The 17,053-nt window shown below is 59.9% G+C and carries 16 protein-coding genes; 7 read left to right on the top strand and 9 right to left on the bottom strand.

Going from position 1 to position 17,053, the window contains the following annotated elements; genetic code table 11:
• Positions 1–65 precede the first annotated feature (65 nt).
• The 5 genes from hflK (ACYZTW_RS00770) (at position 66) to cfaB (ending at position 7,437) form a co-directional block, all read left to right on the top strand.
• Positions 66–2,024, top strand: coding sequence for a protease modulator HflK (gene hflK, locus ACYZTW_RS00770; protein ID WP_462005878.1), 1,959 nt, complete (start codon positions 66–68; stop codon positions 2,022–2,024).
• Complete coding sequence (gene hflC, locus ACYZTW_RS00765) at positions 2,021–3,061, top strand: protease modulator HflC (RefSeq protein ID WP_462003360.1); 1,041 nt, start codon at positions 2,021–2,023, stop codon at positions 3,059–3,061. The genes hflK (ACYZTW_RS00770) and hflC overlap by 4 nt, the downstream gene beginning before the upstream one ends.
• A complete protein-coding gene (hflK, locus tag ACYZTW_RS00760; protein ID WP_462003359.1) occupies positions 3,058–4,116 on the top strand; it encodes a protease modulator HflK in 1,059 nt (352 codons plus the stop codon). Before hflC ends, hflK (ACYZTW_RS00760) begins: the two co-directional genes overlap by 4 nt.
• The gene (locus ACYZTW_RS00755; protein WP_462003358.1) at positions 4,113–6,023 is read left to right on the top strand and encodes a cation-translocating P-type ATPase; all 1,911 of its coding nucleotides are present in this window, start codon (positions 4,113–4,115) and stop codon (positions 6,021–6,023) included. Before hflK (ACYZTW_RS00760) ends, ACYZTW_RS00755 begins: the two co-directional genes overlap by 4 nt.
• A 226-nt stretch (positions 6,024–6,249) precedes the next feature.
• A complete protein-coding gene (gene cfaB, locus ACYZTW_RS00750; protein WP_462003357.1) occupies positions 6,250–7,437 on the top strand; it encodes a C17 cyclopropane fatty acid synthase CfaB in 1,188 nt (395 codons plus the stop codon).
• Here the strand turns inward: cfaB and cls are convergent.
• Positions 7,434–8,873, bottom strand: a complete 1,440-nt coding sequence (gene cls, locus ACYZTW_RS00745) for a cardiolipin synthase (protein WP_462003356.1) — start codon at positions 8,871–8,873, stop codon at positions 7,434–7,436. The two genes, cfaB and cls, sit on opposite strands and share 4 nt — an antisense overlap.
• A gap of 131 nt (positions 8,874–9,004) precedes the next feature.
• Here cls and ACYZTW_RS00740 point away from each other — a divergent pair, with 131 nt between their 5' ends.
• Entirely contained in the window at positions 9,005–9,526 is a 522-nt protein-coding gene (locus ACYZTW_RS00740; protein WP_462003355.1) for a DUF3617 domain-containing protein, read from the top strand.
• A 24-nt stretch (positions 9,527–9,550) separates the two neighbouring features.
• Here ACYZTW_RS00740 and ACYZTW_RS00735 read toward each other — a convergent pair whose 3' ends face one another.
• From ACYZTW_RS00735 to folE2, 7 genes are read right to left on the bottom strand one after another with little or no spacing between them, the layout of a single operon-like run.
• Positions 9,551–10,084 carry a His/Gly/Thr/Pro-type tRNA ligase C-terminal domain-containing protein gene (locus ACYZTW_RS00735; protein ID WP_462003354.1) on the bottom strand — a complete coding sequence of 178 codons (534 nt, stop codon included), beginning with the start codon at positions 10,082–10,084 and terminating at the stop codon, positions 9,551–9,553.
• 17 nt (positions 10,085–10,101) lie between these two features.
• The gene (locus ACYZTW_RS00730; protein ID WP_462003353.1) at positions 10,102–11,439 is read right to left on the bottom strand and encodes a dihydroorotase; all 1,338 of its coding nucleotides are present in this window, start codon (positions 11,437–11,439) and stop codon (positions 10,102–10,104) included.
• Positions 11,440–11,441: 2 nt separating this feature from the next.
• Positions 11,442–12,002, bottom strand: a complete 561-nt coding sequence (locus tag ACYZTW_RS00725) for a gamma carbonic anhydrase family protein (protein WP_076029221.1) — start codon at positions 12,000–12,002, stop codon at positions 11,442–11,444.
• On the bottom strand, positions 11,999–12,874 hold the full coding sequence (locus ACYZTW_RS00720; protein ID WP_462003352.1) for a metal ABC transporter substrate-binding protein: 876 nt from the start codon (positions 12,872–12,874) through the stop codon (positions 11,999–12,001). The genes ACYZTW_RS00725 and ACYZTW_RS00720 overlap by 4 nt, the downstream gene beginning before the upstream one ends.
• Before the next feature lie 14 nt (positions 12,875–12,888).
• The gene (locus ACYZTW_RS00715; protein ID WP_462003351.1) at positions 12,889–13,752 is read right to left on the bottom strand and encodes a metal ABC transporter permease; all 864 of its coding nucleotides are present in this window, start codon (positions 13,750–13,752) and stop codon (positions 12,889–12,891) included.
• Positions 13,752–14,420, bottom strand: a complete 669-nt coding sequence (locus tag ACYZTW_RS00710) for a metal ABC transporter ATP-binding protein (RefSeq protein ID WP_462003350.1) — start codon at positions 14,418–14,420, stop codon at positions 13,752–13,754. The genes ACYZTW_RS00715 and ACYZTW_RS00710 overlap by 1 nt, the downstream gene beginning before the upstream one ends.
• Positions 14,417–15,313 (bottom strand): GTP cyclohydrolase FolE2, encoded by an 897-nt coding sequence (gene folE2 / locus ACYZTW_RS00705; RefSeq protein WP_462003349.1) that lies wholly within the window; start codon positions 15,311–15,313, stop codon positions 14,417–14,419. Before folE2 ends, ACYZTW_RS00710 begins: the two co-directional genes overlap by 4 nt.
• An 86-nt stretch (positions 15,314–15,399) precedes the next feature.
• Here folE2 and ACYZTW_RS00700 point away from each other — a divergent pair, with 86 nt between their 5' ends.
• Positions 15,400–16,596, top strand: coding sequence for an N-acetylmuramoyl-L-alanine amidase (locus tag ACYZTW_RS00700; protein ID WP_462003348.1), 1,197 nt, complete (start codon positions 15,400–15,402; stop codon positions 16,594–16,596).
• Here the strand turns inward: ACYZTW_RS00700 and ACYZTW_RS00695 are convergent.
• Positions 16,593–16,970 (bottom strand): glutamine synthetase, encoded by a 378-nt coding sequence (locus tag ACYZTW_RS00695; protein ID WP_462003347.1) that lies wholly within the window; start codon positions 16,968–16,970, stop codon positions 16,593–16,595. The genes ACYZTW_RS00700 and ACYZTW_RS00695 overlap by 4 nt on opposite strands.
• Positions 16,971–17,053: the final 83 nt, after the last annotated feature.

Raw genomic sequence — 17,053 nt, 5'->3', positions numbered from 1 at the left:
AATTTCACGGCTTTCGTTATACCGTAACGTATTGCGATATGAGCAACGATAAACACTGGGGTGGTATGCAAGTCGATCTCGATGTCGATGGGACGCAAGTAGCCGGGCTGCCGCGTTTCCAGCAGGCGGTTTTTCAAGGGCGACGATTGCGTCAGTTCGCAATCGGTCTGGGCGCTCTTGCGGCGACGGGTTGGTTGCTGGCGTTTTTTGTCGGGCTGTTTGCGCCGCAGTCGCTCTGGCCCGCATTGCTGGTTAATCAGAGCGCCGGTTTGCTGGTGCTGGTCGCCGGTTTGCAATCGGCCTGGTGGGTGACGCAGTGGCGCGCGCGGGTGTTGAACCCGGTCGTGCAGGTCGTCGTTGCTGACGAAGACGTTGCCCCGGTGGGCTGGTACGAGCGGCTGCTGGATCGGCTCAGCCAGCGATGGCTGCGAATGCTGATGCAAATAGGCGCCCCGACGCTGTGGCTCGCGGGTTGGTCGCTGTTGACGTTATTGAGCATCGAACAAGTCTGGAACCTGGCACTGCCGCCCACTGCGCTGGGGTTGTCGGCCAGTGTCGGTGCGGCGCTGTCGTTGCTGCTGGCCTTCGGTTTGCTGGTGCTGGAACGTCAACTGGCGCAGGAAAACGTCGCCCAATGGCCCGAAGCAGCATCGCTGGCGCAATTGACTCGGGTGGCGATCATTTGCCTGGTGCTTAGCGCTTTGTGCCTGTTGTTGGGTGGCGAAACCTCGATCTGGCCGGTGCGTCTAGCGGTACTGATTGGCTTGCTGCCGGGGTTGGTCGCCGTCGAGCTGCTGTTGCGTGCTCTGCTGTCGTTGTTCAGTCCGCAGCGCGAACAACTCGAACCTGCCTTGCTGGCGCGAAGCTTCGTCGCCGACATGTTGCGCTGGCCGCCGCAACCCTTGCTGGCGCTGCAGCACGAATTGCACAACCGCTTCGGCATCGACCTGCGACAGATCTGGGCTTTCACCTACATGCGTCGGGCATTTTTGCCGGTGCTGACCGTGGTCTCGATAGTGGGTTGGTCACTGACCGGCATTCACGAAATACCGCTGCAAGGGCGGGGCATCTACGAGCGATTCGGCAAACCGGTGGAGGTATTCGGTCCTGGTTTGCACGCGGGTTTGCCCTGGCCTTTGGGCAGAGTGTTGAGCGTCGAGAACGGTGTGGTCCACGAGTTGGCCACCAGTGTTGGCGACACACCGGCGCCGGTCGTGGCCGAACCCGCTGAAGGCCCGGCGCCCGCGATTGCCAATCGCTTGTGGGACGCGAGCCATGTGAACGACAAATCCCAAGTCATTGCCAGCCGCCGAGCCGACAAACAGAGCTTCCAGATCGTCAACATGGACGTACGTTTCGTTTATCGCATCGGTCTGAGCGATCAAGCGGCGTTGGCCGCGACCTACAACAGCGCTGATGTCCCGACACTGATCCGCAGCACCGCCAGCCGGATTCTGGTTCACGATTTCGCTTCGCGAACCCTCGACGGTTTGCTCGGTGAGGACAGGGTAGGGCTCGCCGAAGAGATTGGTCGGGCGGTACAGTCTGACCTGCACACACTCGACAGCGGCGTGGAAATTCTCGCCACCGTGGTCGAGGCGATTCATCCGCCGGCCGGTGCCGCCAATGCCTATCACGGTGTCCAGGCTGCGCAGATTGGCGCCCAGGCATTGATTTCCCGCGAGCGTGGGGCGGCGGCGGAGGCCACCAACCAGGCGCAATTGCAGGCCAGCATCGCGCGCGATCAAGCGACGGCCAGCGCTCGTGAAATCAACGCCACTGCCCAAGCGGCAGATCTGAGGTTCAGCGCCGAGCAAAAGGCTTACGCCAGCGCCGGTCAGGCCTTCGTGCTGGAGCAGTACTTCAGCCAACTTTCCCAGGGCCTGGCCAATGCCAGGTTGCTGGTGCTCGATCATCGTCTGGGCGGTAGCAGTAACGCGCCGACTATCGACCTCCGTACGTTCACGCTGCCGGCTGACACTGCGCCGCCGCGTAAAACCGCTCAGCCAGGAGCTGCCAATTGAGCCAGTCGCACACTCACGATCACGATGACCACACTGGCCACGATCACGGCCATGGCGGGCATCACCACGGACATCACCATCACCACCACGGTGATCCCCAAGAAGCTAGCCCGTTCCCGTGGCGGCGAATGGGTTGGGCGGCTTTGCTGGTGGCGTTCGCCATCGCGGCAGCGAGCCTGGTGCAAGTGCGTTCGGGGGAGGCCACGGTGATCACGCGTTTCGGTAATCCGTCGCGGGTACTGCTGGAGCCGGGTCTTGGCTGGCGTTGGCCTGCTCCTTTTGAAGCCGCGATTCCTGTCGATCTGCGACTGCGCACTACCTCGAGTGGTTTGCAGGATGTGGGGACGCGGGACGGTTTGCGCATCATCGTGCAGGCTTACGTGGCCTGGCAGGTTCAGGGCGATCCGGACAACGTGCAACGCTTTATGCGCGCCGTACAGAATCAACCGGACGAAGCGGCGCGGCAGATTCGTACATTTGTGGGTTCGGCTCTGGAAACCACGGCCAGCAGTTTTGATCTGGCTAACCTGGTGAACACCGACGCCAACCAGGTTCACATCGCTGATTTTGAAGCGCAACTGCGTCAGCAAATCGACCAGCAGTTGCTCACGACTTATGGCGTGCGGGTGCTGCAAGTCGGCATCGAGCGTCTGACCCTGCCGTCGGTAACCCTCACCGCTACGGTCGATCGCATGCGTGCCGAGCGTGAAACAATCGCGACCGAACGCACGGCCATCGGTAAGCGTGAAGCGGCGCAAATCCGTTCCGCTGCCGAACGTGATGCGCGCATCGTGCAGGCTGACGCCACGGTAAAAGCGGCGGACATCGAAGCACAGTCGCGCGTCGAAGCCGCACAGATTTATGGCCGCGCCTACGCCGGGTCGCCACAGCTCTACAACCTTCTGCGCTCCCTCGACACACTAGGCACGATCGTCACGCCCGGCACCAAACTGATTCTGCGCACCGATGCTGCGCCGTTCCGGGTGTTGGTTGACGGTCCGCCGACCCTCGATAACAAGCCCGGGCCGCAGCCATGAAATTAGTTCCACGTGGAACAAATGAGTTAAGCAGTCCCTGGATTCAGGCTGGGCGATTGGCTTTTTTGGCGCTTTACGCGGTTACAGTGCTAGCCGCTTTGGTGTGGGCATTTTCTAATGTGCGGCAGATAGATCCACAAAATCGCGCGGTGGTGTTGCACTTTGGCGCGCTGGATCGCATCCAGAATGCTGGCCTGTTATTGGCCTGGCCGCGTCCCTTTGAGCAGGTGATTTTGTTGCCCGCAGCAGATCGAGTGATTGAGCGTCGGGTGGAAAACCTGCTGCGCAACGATGCCGCGTTGCAGGCAGATCGAGTGGCGAGTTTCGCCACACCGATCAGTGATGCACTCGCCGGCTCCGGTTATTTGCTCACCGGTGACGCGGGCGTGGTGCAACTGGATGTGCGTGTTTTCTACAAAGTCACCGAGCCGTATGCCTTCGTCCTTCAAGGCGAACATGTACTGCCGGCATTGGATCGATTGGTGACTCGCAGCGCGGTGACCCTCACTGCGGCACGAGATCTGGACACTATTCTGGTTGCTCGACCGGAGCTGATCGGCGCAGATAGTCAGGCTGCTGAACGCCGCGAACGGTTGCGCGGTGATCTGGTGCAAGGCATCAATCAGCGCCTGGCTGACCTGACCGCGACGGGGCAGGGGGTAGGCATTGAAGTGACGCGGGTCGACGTGCAATCGAGTCTGCCCGGCCCGGCGGTCAACGCCTTCAACGCTGTTCTGACCGCCAGTCAACAAGCCGACAAAGCCGTGGCCAATGCTCGCACTGAAGCCGAGAAACTGACTCAGACTGCCAACGAACAAGCCGATCGCACGCTGCAAGTCGCTCACGCCCAAGCGAGCGAACGTCTGGCCAAAGCCTCGGCTGACACGGCCACGGTATTGAGTCTGGCCAAGGCGCAACAACAAGGGACCGACCCGCAAATGCTGCTGCGCATCTACCGCGAGCGGTTGCCGAAGATACTCGGTCAGGCCGGTTCGGTGACCACGGTCAACCCGAAAGACGATTCCCGCCTGATCATTCAGGGAGCTGCACAATGACCACCCAAACCGCCGCCGCACCGAGCATGTTGTCCTCGGCTGAACAACGCAGCGCCGCCCGGCAATTGACCCTGGCCATGCTCGCACTGGGCCTGCTTGCGCTTGGTCTGACCTGGCGCTGGTTGTCGCCGGAGCAGACGGGCGTCAGTCAATTGCTGCTGGGCTTTGCTTCGTTATTGGTGGCCGTGCCCGTGATGCGTTCAGCCTGGTACAGCCTGCGTTATCCAAGCTTGCACGGGATCACTGATCAATTGATCGCCCTGGCCATGCTGGGGGCGTGGGCCACAGGTGATCTGCTAACCGCCGCGTTGCTGCCGATCATCATGATCTTCGGCCACGTGCTGGAGGAGCGCAGCGTGATCGGTTCCCAGGAGGCGATTCACGCCCTCGGCAAACTGACGCGCAGCCATGCACGCAAAATTCAGGCGGACGGCGCCATCGTCGAAGTCGATAACGGCACACTCAAGGCCGGGGACCTCGTCGAGGTGCGTGCGGGTGATCGAGTGCCAGCGGATGGTCGGGTGTTGTCCGGTCAGGCGAGCCTGGACACCGCTTCGATTACTGGCGAATCGGTGCCGATAGAGGCGGGTGTTGGCATGCAAGTCTTCGGCGGCGCGATCAACCTCGACGGTCTGTTGCGCATCGAAGTGACCCGCACTGGCAATGAATCGACCCTCGGCAAAGTCATCGCGCTGATGCAAAGTGCCGAGCGTTCCAAACCGCCAATCACGCGTTTACTGGAGCGCTACGCCGGCAGCTACATGGTGCTGGTGTTACTGCTGGCCGCCGTGACCTGGTTCATCACTAACGATGCCCAGGCCATGCTCGCGGTGTTGGTGGCGGCCTGTCCTTGCGCGCTGGTGTTGTCGGCACCGGCCACGGCGATTGCCGGCGTGGCGGTGGCCGCTCGCCACGGGATTCTGATTCGCAGCTCCGCGTTCCTCGAAGAGTTGGCAGACCTGACTTCACTGGTGGTCGACAAGACCGGAACCCTGACCTTCGGCACCTTGCGTTTGCAATCCATCGACAGCCCAATCGAGGATCGTAGCCACGTCCTTAAACTTGCCGCCAGCCTCGGGTCCGCCAGCAGTCATCCGGTCAGCCGCGCGCTCGCCGGGTTGGTGACCCAGGAGCATTTTCTGCTGCTCTCCGACATCCACGAGCGTCAGGGGCTGGGCGTGGTGGCGATGACGGAGCAGGGCGAGGCGGCGCTCGGTCGTCCGGAGCTATTCGCGCAATTGGGTATCGCCACTTCAAGTGTCCCCGACCACGATGGCCCGATTGCCGGGCTGGCGCTCAATGGTGAATTCCTCGCCTGGCTATTGCTGGCCGACAGCGTCAAACCCGAGGCTCGATTTGCTTTGAGCGAGCTACGTGAATTGGGGTTGGGAAGGCAGTTACTGCTGACAGGTGATCGGCAAAGCGTCGCGCACACACTGGCGCGTGATGTCGGGATCAACGACGTTGAAGCTCAAGCCTTGCCCGAGGACAAACTCAATCGTGTTTTGAAAGAAATCGGCAGTGGCTTCCGGCCGATGGTCGTGGGAGATGGGATCAACGATTCGCTGGCGCTCAAGGCAGGTGTAGTCGGCGTGGCCATGGGCGCAGGCGGTGCGGACATCGCGCTGGCTTCGGCCGACATCGTCCTGATCGGCAGCGACCTGCGTCGACTCGGCACGTGTGTGCGCTTGAGTCGCCAATGCCGGCACACGTTGCAGGTCAACGTGATCATCGGTCTGGGCTGGACGATGGCGATTGTAGCCTTCGCCGCCTTCGGCTGGCTTGGCGCTGCGGGAGCGATGATTGCTGCGCTGCTGCACAACTTCAGCACCTTGCTGGTGTTGGGGAACGCCGGGCGTTTACTGCGGTTTCAGGAGCCATTACTCAAGCTTAAGGATGAGGATTGAGTACGCCGAGTGAATGCTCTAAACAGCGCGATCACGGGCGATTTCAAGTTTTCAGAACTGTACGACGAATTCGTAGTCATCTAGGTGAGGGCAATCACTTTTGTGAATTCGCGACGGTTGGTCCGAACGCTACGAATCATAGAAAACGGCTATTAAATCGATAGCCAGCTATTTTTCCAGGATGGTCTACCCTCACATCAGACGTCTGAAACAAGAGGGACTATCCATGCTCGCGCACCTTCCTCCGGCCTTACAGAATCTGCAGATACCGCTACGCCTGCGACTCTGGGACGGCCATGAATTCAATCTGGGGCCGACGCCCAGCGTCACAATTGTGGTCAAGGACCCACAAATGGTTACCCAGTTCACTCACCCAAGCCTGGACGCGCTCGGAGCGGCGTTTGTCGAAGGTAAACTTGAGCTGGAAGGCTCCATCAGCGACGTGATCCGCGTCTGCGATGAGTGGAGCCAGGCGTTGTTGAGCGAGGACGATGACAATCAGCCTGTCCGCACGGTCCACGACAAGGAAACCGACGCCAAGGCGATTTCCTACCACTACGACCTTTCCAACGCGTTTTATCAGCTGTGGCTCGACAGTGACATGGCGTATTCCTGCGCCTATTTCGAGACCGGCAGCGAAACGCTGGAACAAGCCCAACAAGCTAAATTCCGCCACCTGTGCCGCAAGCTACGGTTGCAACCAGGCGAATACCTGCTGGATGTCGGTTGCGGTTGGGGTGGATTGGCTCGCTACGCGGCCCGGGAGTTTGGCGCGAAGGTGTTCGGGATCACGCTCAGTAAAGAGCAACTGGCACTTGCCCGTGAACGGGTGACCGCCGAAGGCCTGGACGATCTGGTCGAACTGCAGCTGCTCGACTACCGCGACCTGCCGCAGGACGGTCGTTTCGACAAAGTGGTCAGTGTCGGCATGTTCGAACACGTTGGCCACGCCAATCTGGCCGAGTACTGCAAGACCTTGTTCGGTGCGGTTAAAGAGGGCGGCCTGGTGATGAACCACGGGATCACCGCCAAACACACCGACGGCCGTCCGGTGGGGCGCGGTGCCGGCGAATTCATCGAGAAGTATGTGTTCCCCAATGGCGAGCTGCCGCATCTGTCGATGATCTCTGCCGAGATCAGCGAAGCAGGGCTGGAGATTGTCGACGTCGAGAGTCTTCGCCTGCACTACGCGCGCACCCTGGACCATTGGAGTGAACGCCTGGAAGACAATCTGGAAGCGGCTTCCAGGCTGGTACCAGAGCAGGCCCTGCGGATCTGGCGGCTGTACCTGGCGGGATGTGCTTACGCATTCGCCAAGGGCTGGATCAACCTGCACCAGATACTCGCGGTGAAAGCCCACCCCGATGGCAGCCATGAACTGCCATGGACGCGCGACGATATCTACAACCCTTAAAGTATCGGTGAAATAAGCCGGGCGACCCGCATGCCGATCTGTTGCAGGCGGCGGGTCTCCCGGCTTTCTTCTTTGGCGATCTCGTGAGCCTGGGCGAAGTCATCGATGAGCATCTGTTCTACTTCGGCGGCAAACGCGCTGTCGACCGTCAACAACATCACTTCAAAATTCAGCCGGAACGAGCGGTTGTCCAGATTGGCACTGCCAATGGCGCTGATTTCGCTGTCGATCAGCACCACTTTCTGATGCAGGAATCCCGGCTCGTAGCGGAACACCCGCACGCCGGCGCGCACGGCTTCGAAGGCATAAAGGCTGGAGGCAGCGTAGACGATTCGGTGGTCCGGTCGTGAGGGCAGCAGCAGCCGCACATCCACGCCTCGTAGAACCGCCAGCCTTAACGCCGCGAACACGGCTTCGTCGGGGATGAAATATGGGCTGGTGATCCACACCCGCTCGGTTGCCGCATGGATGGCTTCGACGAAGAATAACGAACAGGTTTCGTAGGAATCCGCCGGACCGCTGGCGAGCAATTGGCAGAGCACGCCGTCGCCCGGGTAAACGTCCGGCAGGATCAGCGGCGGCAATGAGCGGGCGGCCCAAAACCAGTCTTCAGCAAACGATTCCTGCATGCAGGCAACCACTGGCCCGCGGACTTGTACATGGGTATCGCGCCACGGCGCCAGGGGTGGTTTCTCGCCCATGTACTCGTCGCCGACGTTGTGCCCACCGACGAAACCCAATACTCCATCGACCACCACAATCTTGCGGTGGTTGCGGAAGTTGACCTGGAATCGGTTGAGCCAGCCGCTGCGGGTCGCAAAGGCTTTGACCTCGACGCCGGCATCGCGCAGCGGCTGCACGTAACCGTGAGGCAGGGAATGGCTGCCGATGCGGTCGTACAACAAATAAACCGCCACGCCTTCGGCGGCTTTCTTCAGCAGCAAGGTTTGCAGGCGTTGGCCAAGGCGATCGTCGTGGATGATGAAAAACTGAATCAGCACCGCTTCCTTCGCGTTGCTGATGGCGTCAAAAATGGCGTTAAAGGTGGCTTGGCCGTCGATCAGCAAACGCACTTCGTTGTTCGCCAGACACGGCATGCGCCCCAGTTTCGGCATGGCCCTCAAGGACGCGTAAGCATTTGAGGCGCGAGCGGTCAGCGCCTCTTCTACCCAAGGGCGCCAGTTGAGCTCGGAGATCGCCTTGCGCATTTCTTCGTTGGCCTGGCGCCGAGCCTTGATGTAGCCATCGAAGGTACTGCGGCCGAAGACTAGATAGGGGATGAGCGTGAGGTAGGGAATAAACAGCAACGACAGGGCCCAGGCGATTGATCCCTGGGCGGTCCGGACGGTGAGTACGGCGTGGATGGCAGCGATCAGGCCCAGCGTGTGAAGCAGTGCAATCATGTAGCCGAAAATATGCGGTCCAAAGTAATCCATGGGGCAGCCTTGCTCCTGAAGATTCAATGCTTAACAGACCATGTTCCGTGCAGAATGTCGCTATTTAATTGGCCCATGAACCGAAGCCACTGGCTGACGTCTAACGGCCACTACTGATCAGGAGTTACTCGATGAACGTTCGTCTTCTGGGTTTGGCCATGGCTGTTGGTTTATCACTTCCTGTGGCCGCTCAGGCGCAGATGCTGCAACCCGGTTTGTGGGAATTGACCACAAGCAATATGAAAGTCGATGACCAGAACCTCCCGGACTTGCAGCTGATCCTGGGCCAATTACAGGGCCAGATGACCCCGGCACAGCGTGCGCAGCTGGAGAAGCAGGGCATCACCATGGGCGGCAAAGGGATTCGCGCGTGCCTGACTCCGGAACAGGTGAAGTCGGATGACATTCCGCTGACGGATCCGCAATCGGGCTGCAAACAGGAAATCACTGACCGCACTGGCAACCAGTGGAAATTCCGCTTCAGCTGTCCGAAAGCACAGGGCACCGGTGTCGCCACTTTCCTCAGTGATCGTGAGTTCACCACCAAGGTTAATGGCACGTTCAATGCCACCGGTATTCAGCAGAAGGGCAGCCTCGATAGCCGCGCCGTGTGGTTGGGGCAGGATTGCGGGACCGTCAAGCCGAGAGCTTAAAGGCTTCGCCAGCAGACTCGCTCCCTACAGGGCCGTATGGGGGCGGGCTTGATTCAACCACTCACACACTGTCTCAACCGCCATCCTCCCGAAGTCTTCCCCTGTGCGGCTGCGCACACTGATAAACCCACCTTCCTTTTCTTTCTCGCCGATGACCACCAGATACGGCACGTGCTGACTGTGCTCGCGAATTTTTTGACGGACTTTCTCGTGACGCAGATCCGCGCGGGCGCGCACGCCACTTCGGCGCAATGCCTCGGTCACCGATTGCGCGTAATCCGTCCGACGTTCGTCCATGCTGACGATCATGACGTGTGGCGGTGTGCGCCAGTTATCAAGCTCTTGTTGGCAGGACCAGCACGTACCGTAAATCCGTTGCTGCAACGTACCGCTGATGTGATCGAGGGTGAACGCTTGCAGCATTCTGGTCGCGGGGACATGCGGGCCAGCGGTCGTAGATTCGAAGTGTCCGGGTCCGATACTCGCGGCGAGCTCGTACACCGACAATGGCTGGTCGTATTCACGCAATGAACCATCGCTCAGGGTGATGTGAATCATGTCGGTGCTCTCGAGTGCTAGCGCATAAACCGTAGTGGTAAACCCTGGCAGTTGTCATTAAGACGTTTGTCGTGCCAGGCAATTTGCCCCGAGACGATCGTGGTGCTGACGCTGTGGCGAAAACGCTGTCGGGCAAAAGGCGTCCAGCCGCATTCAGACAGAATCGGCTGCTGGGAAACGGCGACGCCACCGGGTTCGGGTTTGATCAGAACGAGGTCGGCCCAATAGCCTTCGCGCAGATAACCGCGGTCTGGAATGGCGAACAGATCGGCGACGCGATGACTGGTCTTGGCCACGAGCGTAGTGATCGGCAACACTTCATCCGCGACCAACTCCAGTAGCGCGGGCAGGGCGTGTTGCACCAACGGCAAGCCGGAAGGCGCCTGGCTGTAAGGCCGCTGTTTTTCGGCCCATGTGTGTGGCGCGTGATCGCTGCCGATCACGTCGAGCCGATGGCTCAGCAATGCTTCGCGCAAGGCATCGCGGTCGGCCTGGGTTTTGATCGCCGGGTTGCACTTGATCAGGTTGCCGAGGCTCGGGTAATCCCGATCATCGAACAGCAAGTGGTGCAGGCAGACTTCGGCGGTGATGCGTTTCTGGGCCAGCGGCTTGTCTTCGAACAACGCCAGTTCGCGGGCGGTGGTCAGGTGTAAAACGTGCAAACGGGTGCCGTAACGCCTGGCCAGGTCCACGGCCATTGAGGAGGAGCGAAAGCAGGCCTCGGCGTTGCGGATCAGCGAGTGGGCTGCAGCAGGAATGTGTTCACCGAACAATTCACGCAGGTTCGCGGCGTTGGCGTCGATGCTGGGCGTGTGTTCGCAGTGGGCCAACAAAAGGGTCGGCACCTCGGCGAATAGCCGCTCGAGAATCCTTGGGTCATCGACCAGCATATTGCCGGTGGAAGCGCCCATGAACACTTTGACGCCGGCTACTTCACAGGGGTTGAGCCTGGCAACGGTGTCGAGATTGTCGTTGCTCACGCCGAAATGAAAGCCGTAATTGGCGACGGAGCTGATCGCCGCTCGACGCTTTTTGTCGGCCAGTGCGCTGAGGGTCAGGGTCGCCGGATGTGTGTTGGGCATGTCCATGAAGCTGGTGATGCCACCAGCCACTGCGGCTCGGGATTCGGTGTAGAAGCTGCCTTTGTCCGGCGAGCCTGGTTCGCGGAAATGCACTTGGTCGTCGATCATCCCGGGCAGCAGCCATTGCCCTTGTGCATCGATTTCCAGGTCGGCATTTTCATCATGGATGCTGCTGGCGATCTTCACGATTCGACCGTTGCTCACCAACAGATCGCCGTCAAACTCACGGCCTTCATTCACCAGCCGGGCATTGCGAATCAGCACGCTGCTCATGGTCAGAACTCGTTCTGCAGGGCTTTGTAGCCGCGCACCAGGTCGACGTTGGTACGCGCCACGTCTTCGGAAAACTCCGAGGCACTGACGCTCACCGGTGGGAACTGCGACAGATCGGTCTTCGGGCCGATGCGGGTGGTGGAGGGCACATAGAAGTCTTCGGGCAAGTCGCGACCATCGACCACCGAGTTGTGCCGCACCACGCAACCGTCACCGACTACGCAGTTGAACAGCACGCTGTTGAACCCGATAAACACCCGGTCGCCAACCTTGCACGGACCATGAACGATCGAGCGGTGGGCGATGGAACTGAACTCGCCGATGGTCACTGCCGCGCCGGACTTGGAGTGGATCACCACGCCATCCTGGATGTTCGAGTTGGCGCCGATGGTGATCGGCTCCATCTCACCCGAGGCATCCACTTCGTCGGCCCGAATCACCGCGTAGGGACCAACGAAGACGTTCTCGCCGATCACCACTTTGCCGCAGATGATGGCGGTTTTATCCACGTACGCTGACTCGGCAATCAGTGGCAAATCACCGGAAGGATTCTTGCGGATCATGGCTTGCTCAACGCGTCGTACAGAGTGTTGAGGTTGTACTCGAACAACCCGACGAAGGTGCTGGCCGGACCGCTAGCCGCGAGCGCATCCGAGTACAACGTGCCACCGATGTGCGCGCCGCTTTCATCGGCAATCTGCTTGAGCAGGCGTGCATCCTTGATGTTTTCCATGAACACCGCTTTGACCTTGGCCTGGCGTATCTGGGTGATCAGTGCAGCAACTTCGGCGGCTGACGGTTCGCGCTCAGTGGACAAACCTTGAGGGGCCATGAAGTCGATGCCGTAAGCCTGACCGAGATAACCGAAGGCGTCATGGGACGTCACGATTTTGCGATTGCCAGGTGGCAGCGAGCCGAGTTTGGCCTTGGCTTCGGCGAGCAGCGCGTAGATCTGTTTCAGGTAGACCTGACTGTTGCGTTCGTAGTCGGCTTTGTTCGCCGGGTCGACGGCGATCAGTGCCTTGGTGATGTTGCTGACGTACAGCTCAGTGTTCGCCAGGTTGTGCCAGGCGTGCGGGTCGGGAACGGTCTCGCCGTCCTCATCCAGGGAGCGCGGGATGACGCCGTGGCTCGCGCTGATCACTGGCGCTTTGGTCTCGGTGCTGGTTACCAGGCGGTCCAGCCATGGCTCGAAACCCAGGCCGTTTTTGATGATGAGTTTGGCTTTGAGCAACGCCTTGGCGTCGTCAGGTGTCGGCTCGTACGTGTGAGCATCGGCATCCGGACCGACCATGTTGGTGATCTGGATATGGTCGCCGCCGACTTGATGGGTCATGTCGGCGAGGATGCTGAAGCTGGTGACTACCTGAAGTTTTTCCGCAGCAGACAGCGACATCGACAGCAGCAAACTGAACAGCACGAGTAAAACGCGCATCGGGTAACACCTCATTAGGATGTGAGCAAAGGCGGGCGGCGCAGCAAACCGTGCACCGGTCCGAACACCACGGACAGTAGATACAAACCACCAGCCACCAGCACGATCGCCGGGCCACTGGGGAGCGAGTAGTAGAACGACAGCAACAGTCCGAGCCACACCGAGAGGCAGCCGAGCAGGGCTGCGATGGCCATTAACGTCGGCAAGCGACGACTCCAGAAGCGCGACGCGGCGGCGGGCAACATCATCAAACCGACCACCATCAGCGCGCCGATGGCTTGAAAACCGATCACCAGATTCAGCACCACAAGGGTTAGAAATACGCCGTGAGCCAGGGGGCCGAGTCGGCTGACGGTTTGCAGAAAGAGTGGGTCGAGGGTGTCCAGCAACAGCGGTTTGTAGATGAACGCCATGGCGATGAGGCTGAAGCCGGAGACCCAGAGCATGCCTGTCAACGTCGGGCCATCGACCGCCAGCGCCGAGCCAAACAACAGGTGCAACAGGTCCAGGCGTTTGCCGGCGATGCCGAGGATCAGCACACCGCAGGCAAGGGAGATCGGGTAGATCGCGGCGAGGCTGGCATCTTCCCGCAGGCCGGTGCGACGGGTGATCCAGGCAGCGAGTCCGGCCATGCCGAGACCGGCACCGAGGCCGCCGACGGTCAGCGCCGGCAGACTCAATCCAGCGAACCAGAAGCCCAATGCGGCCCCCGGCAGAATGCCGTGAGCCACCGCGTCGCCGATCAGGCTCATGCGTCGCAGGATCAAAAACACACCCAACGGTGCGGTGCTGCATGCCAGAACCAACCCGCCGAGAAGTGCTCGACGCATGAACACGAACTCGTGGAATGGTTGCCAAAGATGAGCGGCAGCGAGCATCAGGCCACCCGCGTTTGTGGTTGTTGGTGGATCAGATCAATGCTCGACCCGAGGATGCAGCCGGTGCTTTTGATCAGCAATGTTTGAGGAATGTGTTGGCGAACGGCGGCCAGGTCATGGCACACGATGACCTGGGTTCGGCCTTCGGCATGCCAGGCGTGAATGTGTTTCCAGAGCAGTGCCTGACCGAGCTCGTCGAGGGCGGCATGGGGTTCGTCGAGCAACAGGAGTGGCGACTCCGCGAGGCTCAAACGGGCGAGTAGGGCACGCTGTAATTCGCCGCCGGACAAGGCCATCAATGGGCGCTGTTCCAGTCCGCTCAGACACCAGTTTTCCAGCACGGCTTTGAGGCGTTGTCTGCGTATCTCGGGAGACTGCGTGCTACCCCAGAAACCGGCGGCCACTAACTCTTGCAGGCTGATGGGGAATTGGCGGTCCAGATGTTGTTGCTGTGGAAGGAACGAGAGGCCGCCCTTGCGTGGAACATCCAGGATGATTTTGCCGGTCAGCGGTTTTTGCAAACCCGCGATGACTTTCAGCAGGCTGCTTTTACCCGAACCGTTCGCACCGATTACGGCGGTCAGACTTCCTTTGGCCAGTTCGAAATCCACGGATGGAGTCAGTGGCTGGCCGGGTGCGCCCCAACGCAAGGCTTGGCAATGAATCATGCGGCCTCCCAATTCCAGCGGCTTTCGGCGACCGCATCGTGCGCGTGAAGACTTTCTGCGTGGACGACTCGTATGTGGAAGGCGTTGATGCCGGGGGAGCGTTTCAGGGCCAGGTTCAAACGTCGTGCGGCGTCTTCGCAGAACATCAGGTTCTGACCGTTGGCCAGCGCAAAGGCTTGTTCGTCGGCGCGTTTTACGGCGGTTTGTACGGCGGTGCCGAGGGCCGCTTCGGCGTCGTTGATGATCGCGATCAGCGGCAAGTCATCCAGATAGTCGTCCACTCGAAGCCGCAATCTCGCAGTGCTCCGTTGGCTATGTGGTGTTGCGACGATGCCTTTTGTGGAGCCGAGCCAAGTCAACACGTCGGCGTGTTGCAGCGGCTTGTTGGCGAAGTCGTCGATGAATTGCTGCTGAATCAGCTGCCGGGAAAGCGCGGCCGAACACGGACAAGTCGAGGAATAAGGCACGTCGATTTTTAGTTCCACGTGGAACATCGCGTTTTTCAAACGTGCGTCGATGCTCACTGGATAGGTTTTCCAGCCGGCCAATGGACTGACCAGCGCTGGTCTTTTGAGCAGTAAATCGGTGTGAATTTTTAAGTACGCGCTGTTGGACAATCCTTCATGAGTCTTGAGAAAACTTTGCAAAACTCGCCGCAACAAGGCGGGTGTCAGATTTTCTTGCTCGAGCATTTCAAGCGCCAAGTACAACCGCGACATATGAATCCCGCGCGCCTCTCCATCATCGAGGCTAACGCCGGCGTCGGCCTTTGCACTCATTCGTTGGCCATCGAATAAAACAGGAAGAGCAATGCCGCACATGCCCACCCAATCGAGTGGCAGGGCTTGGCGTGAGGCCTGCGCGGCGATATCCGGCAGAGTCAGCGCATTCATGAGCAGGTCCATCGTGGGAGTCGATGTCATATGTTATGTTATTACATCTAAATCGACCATGCCTTTTTCATGAACAGGCTTTCATCATGCACAGACGTCACTTGTTGAACCTGATCCTGGCCAGCGCGGCCTTCGCTTTACCCTTTGGCGTTTCGGCCACGCAGATTCGCAATGCGCGGCTCTGGCGTTCGGATGACAAGTTGCGATTGGTGTTCGATCTGAGCGGGCCGGTGCAATACAAGACGTTTTCCCTGAGCGCTCCCGAACGGTTGATCATCGATCTGAGAGGCGCCAACTTCAGTGGCGATTTCAGTCAGTTGGCGCTCAGCAACACTGTGATTCGCTCGATCCGCTCCGGACAATTTGGCGTTGGTGATACGCGTATCGTCCTTGACCTCAGCGGCCCAGTGCAGCTCGCCAGTTTTTTGCTACCGCCACAGGACGGACAGGGCCATCGACTGGTACTCGATCTGAAGACGGTTGCGCCGTTACAAATGGCGGCCGCGCCCGAGGCGGCCATCGATAAGGCTCACCCCAAGCGCGACATCATCGTCGTGGTCGACCCTGGTCACGGCGGAAAAGACCCCGGCGCGGTCGGCGCCAAAGGAGAGCGTGAGAAAGACGTGGTGCTGTCCATCGCCCAGCTGTTGGCCAAACGGCTGAAATGCGAGAAAGGCTTCGACGTGAAACTGGTGCGCAACGACGACTTCTTCGTCCCGTTGCGCAAGCGTGTGGAGATCGCCCGTAAGCACAACGCCGACATGTTCATCTCGGTGCATGCGGACGCGGCGCCACGCCTTACGGCGTCAGGCGCTTCGGTCTACTGCCTGTCCGAGGGTGGAGCAACCTCGGCTACGGCGCGTTTCATGGCACAACGTGAGAACGGCGCAGACCTGCTGGGCGCCACCAGCCTGCTCAACCTCAAGGACAAGGACCCGATGCTCGCCGGGGTGATTCTCGACATGTCGATGAACGCCACCCTCGCCGCCAGTTTGCAGCTGGGCAGCACGGTACTCGGCAGTCTGGCGGGCATCACCACATTGCATCAGAAGCGCGTGGAACAAGCGGGATTTGCGGTGCTGAAGTCGCCGGATGTGCCGTCGATCCTGGTGGAAACCGGCTTCATCTCCAACGCTCGCGACAGCCAACGACTGGTCACCGCGCGCCACCAGCAGGCCGTAGCCGATGGCTTGTTCGAAGGATTACAGCGCTATTTCCAGAAAAATCCGCCGGTAAACAGTTACATCGCTTGGCAGCAAGAGCAGAAGAAATCCCAGGCCTAACACCCTGTAATTCGGCTACAGGTGAACTTGCCACTGCTGCCACCGGAACTGGAAAACCGATTGATCGTGGTCCAGCCGACGCGACGGTTGTAGCCGACCCAGGCCTCGCCATCGGAAGCGAGCCCAGTGAAGAACGTGAGTTGCCCGTAGCGACTGTTGGTCTGCGCCCAGTGGCGTTTCCCGGCCGCTTCGAAGCCCCGCAGATAGATCGTGCTTCCGACGGTGTTGACGCTATAGGCATTGCCGTCGCCATCCACGCAGGCCAGCAGATTGGCACTTCGGGTGCATTTTGCCAGGCCCGGGATTTGCGCCCAGGCATCGACAGCGACCAGCAGCGTAAAGCTCATCAGCGTTATTTTCAGGGCGACACGCATAGGATTTCTCACGGACCGAACGGGCTTGAGCATCGTGCCCTTTGTCGTCGTGGGCAAGAGGAGAGTGGCTTGATTGTGTTGTT

Source organism: Pseudomonas sp. LB3P25 (assembly GCF_054897985.1).
This window is presented reverse-complemented; position numbering and strand designations above follow the sequence as displayed.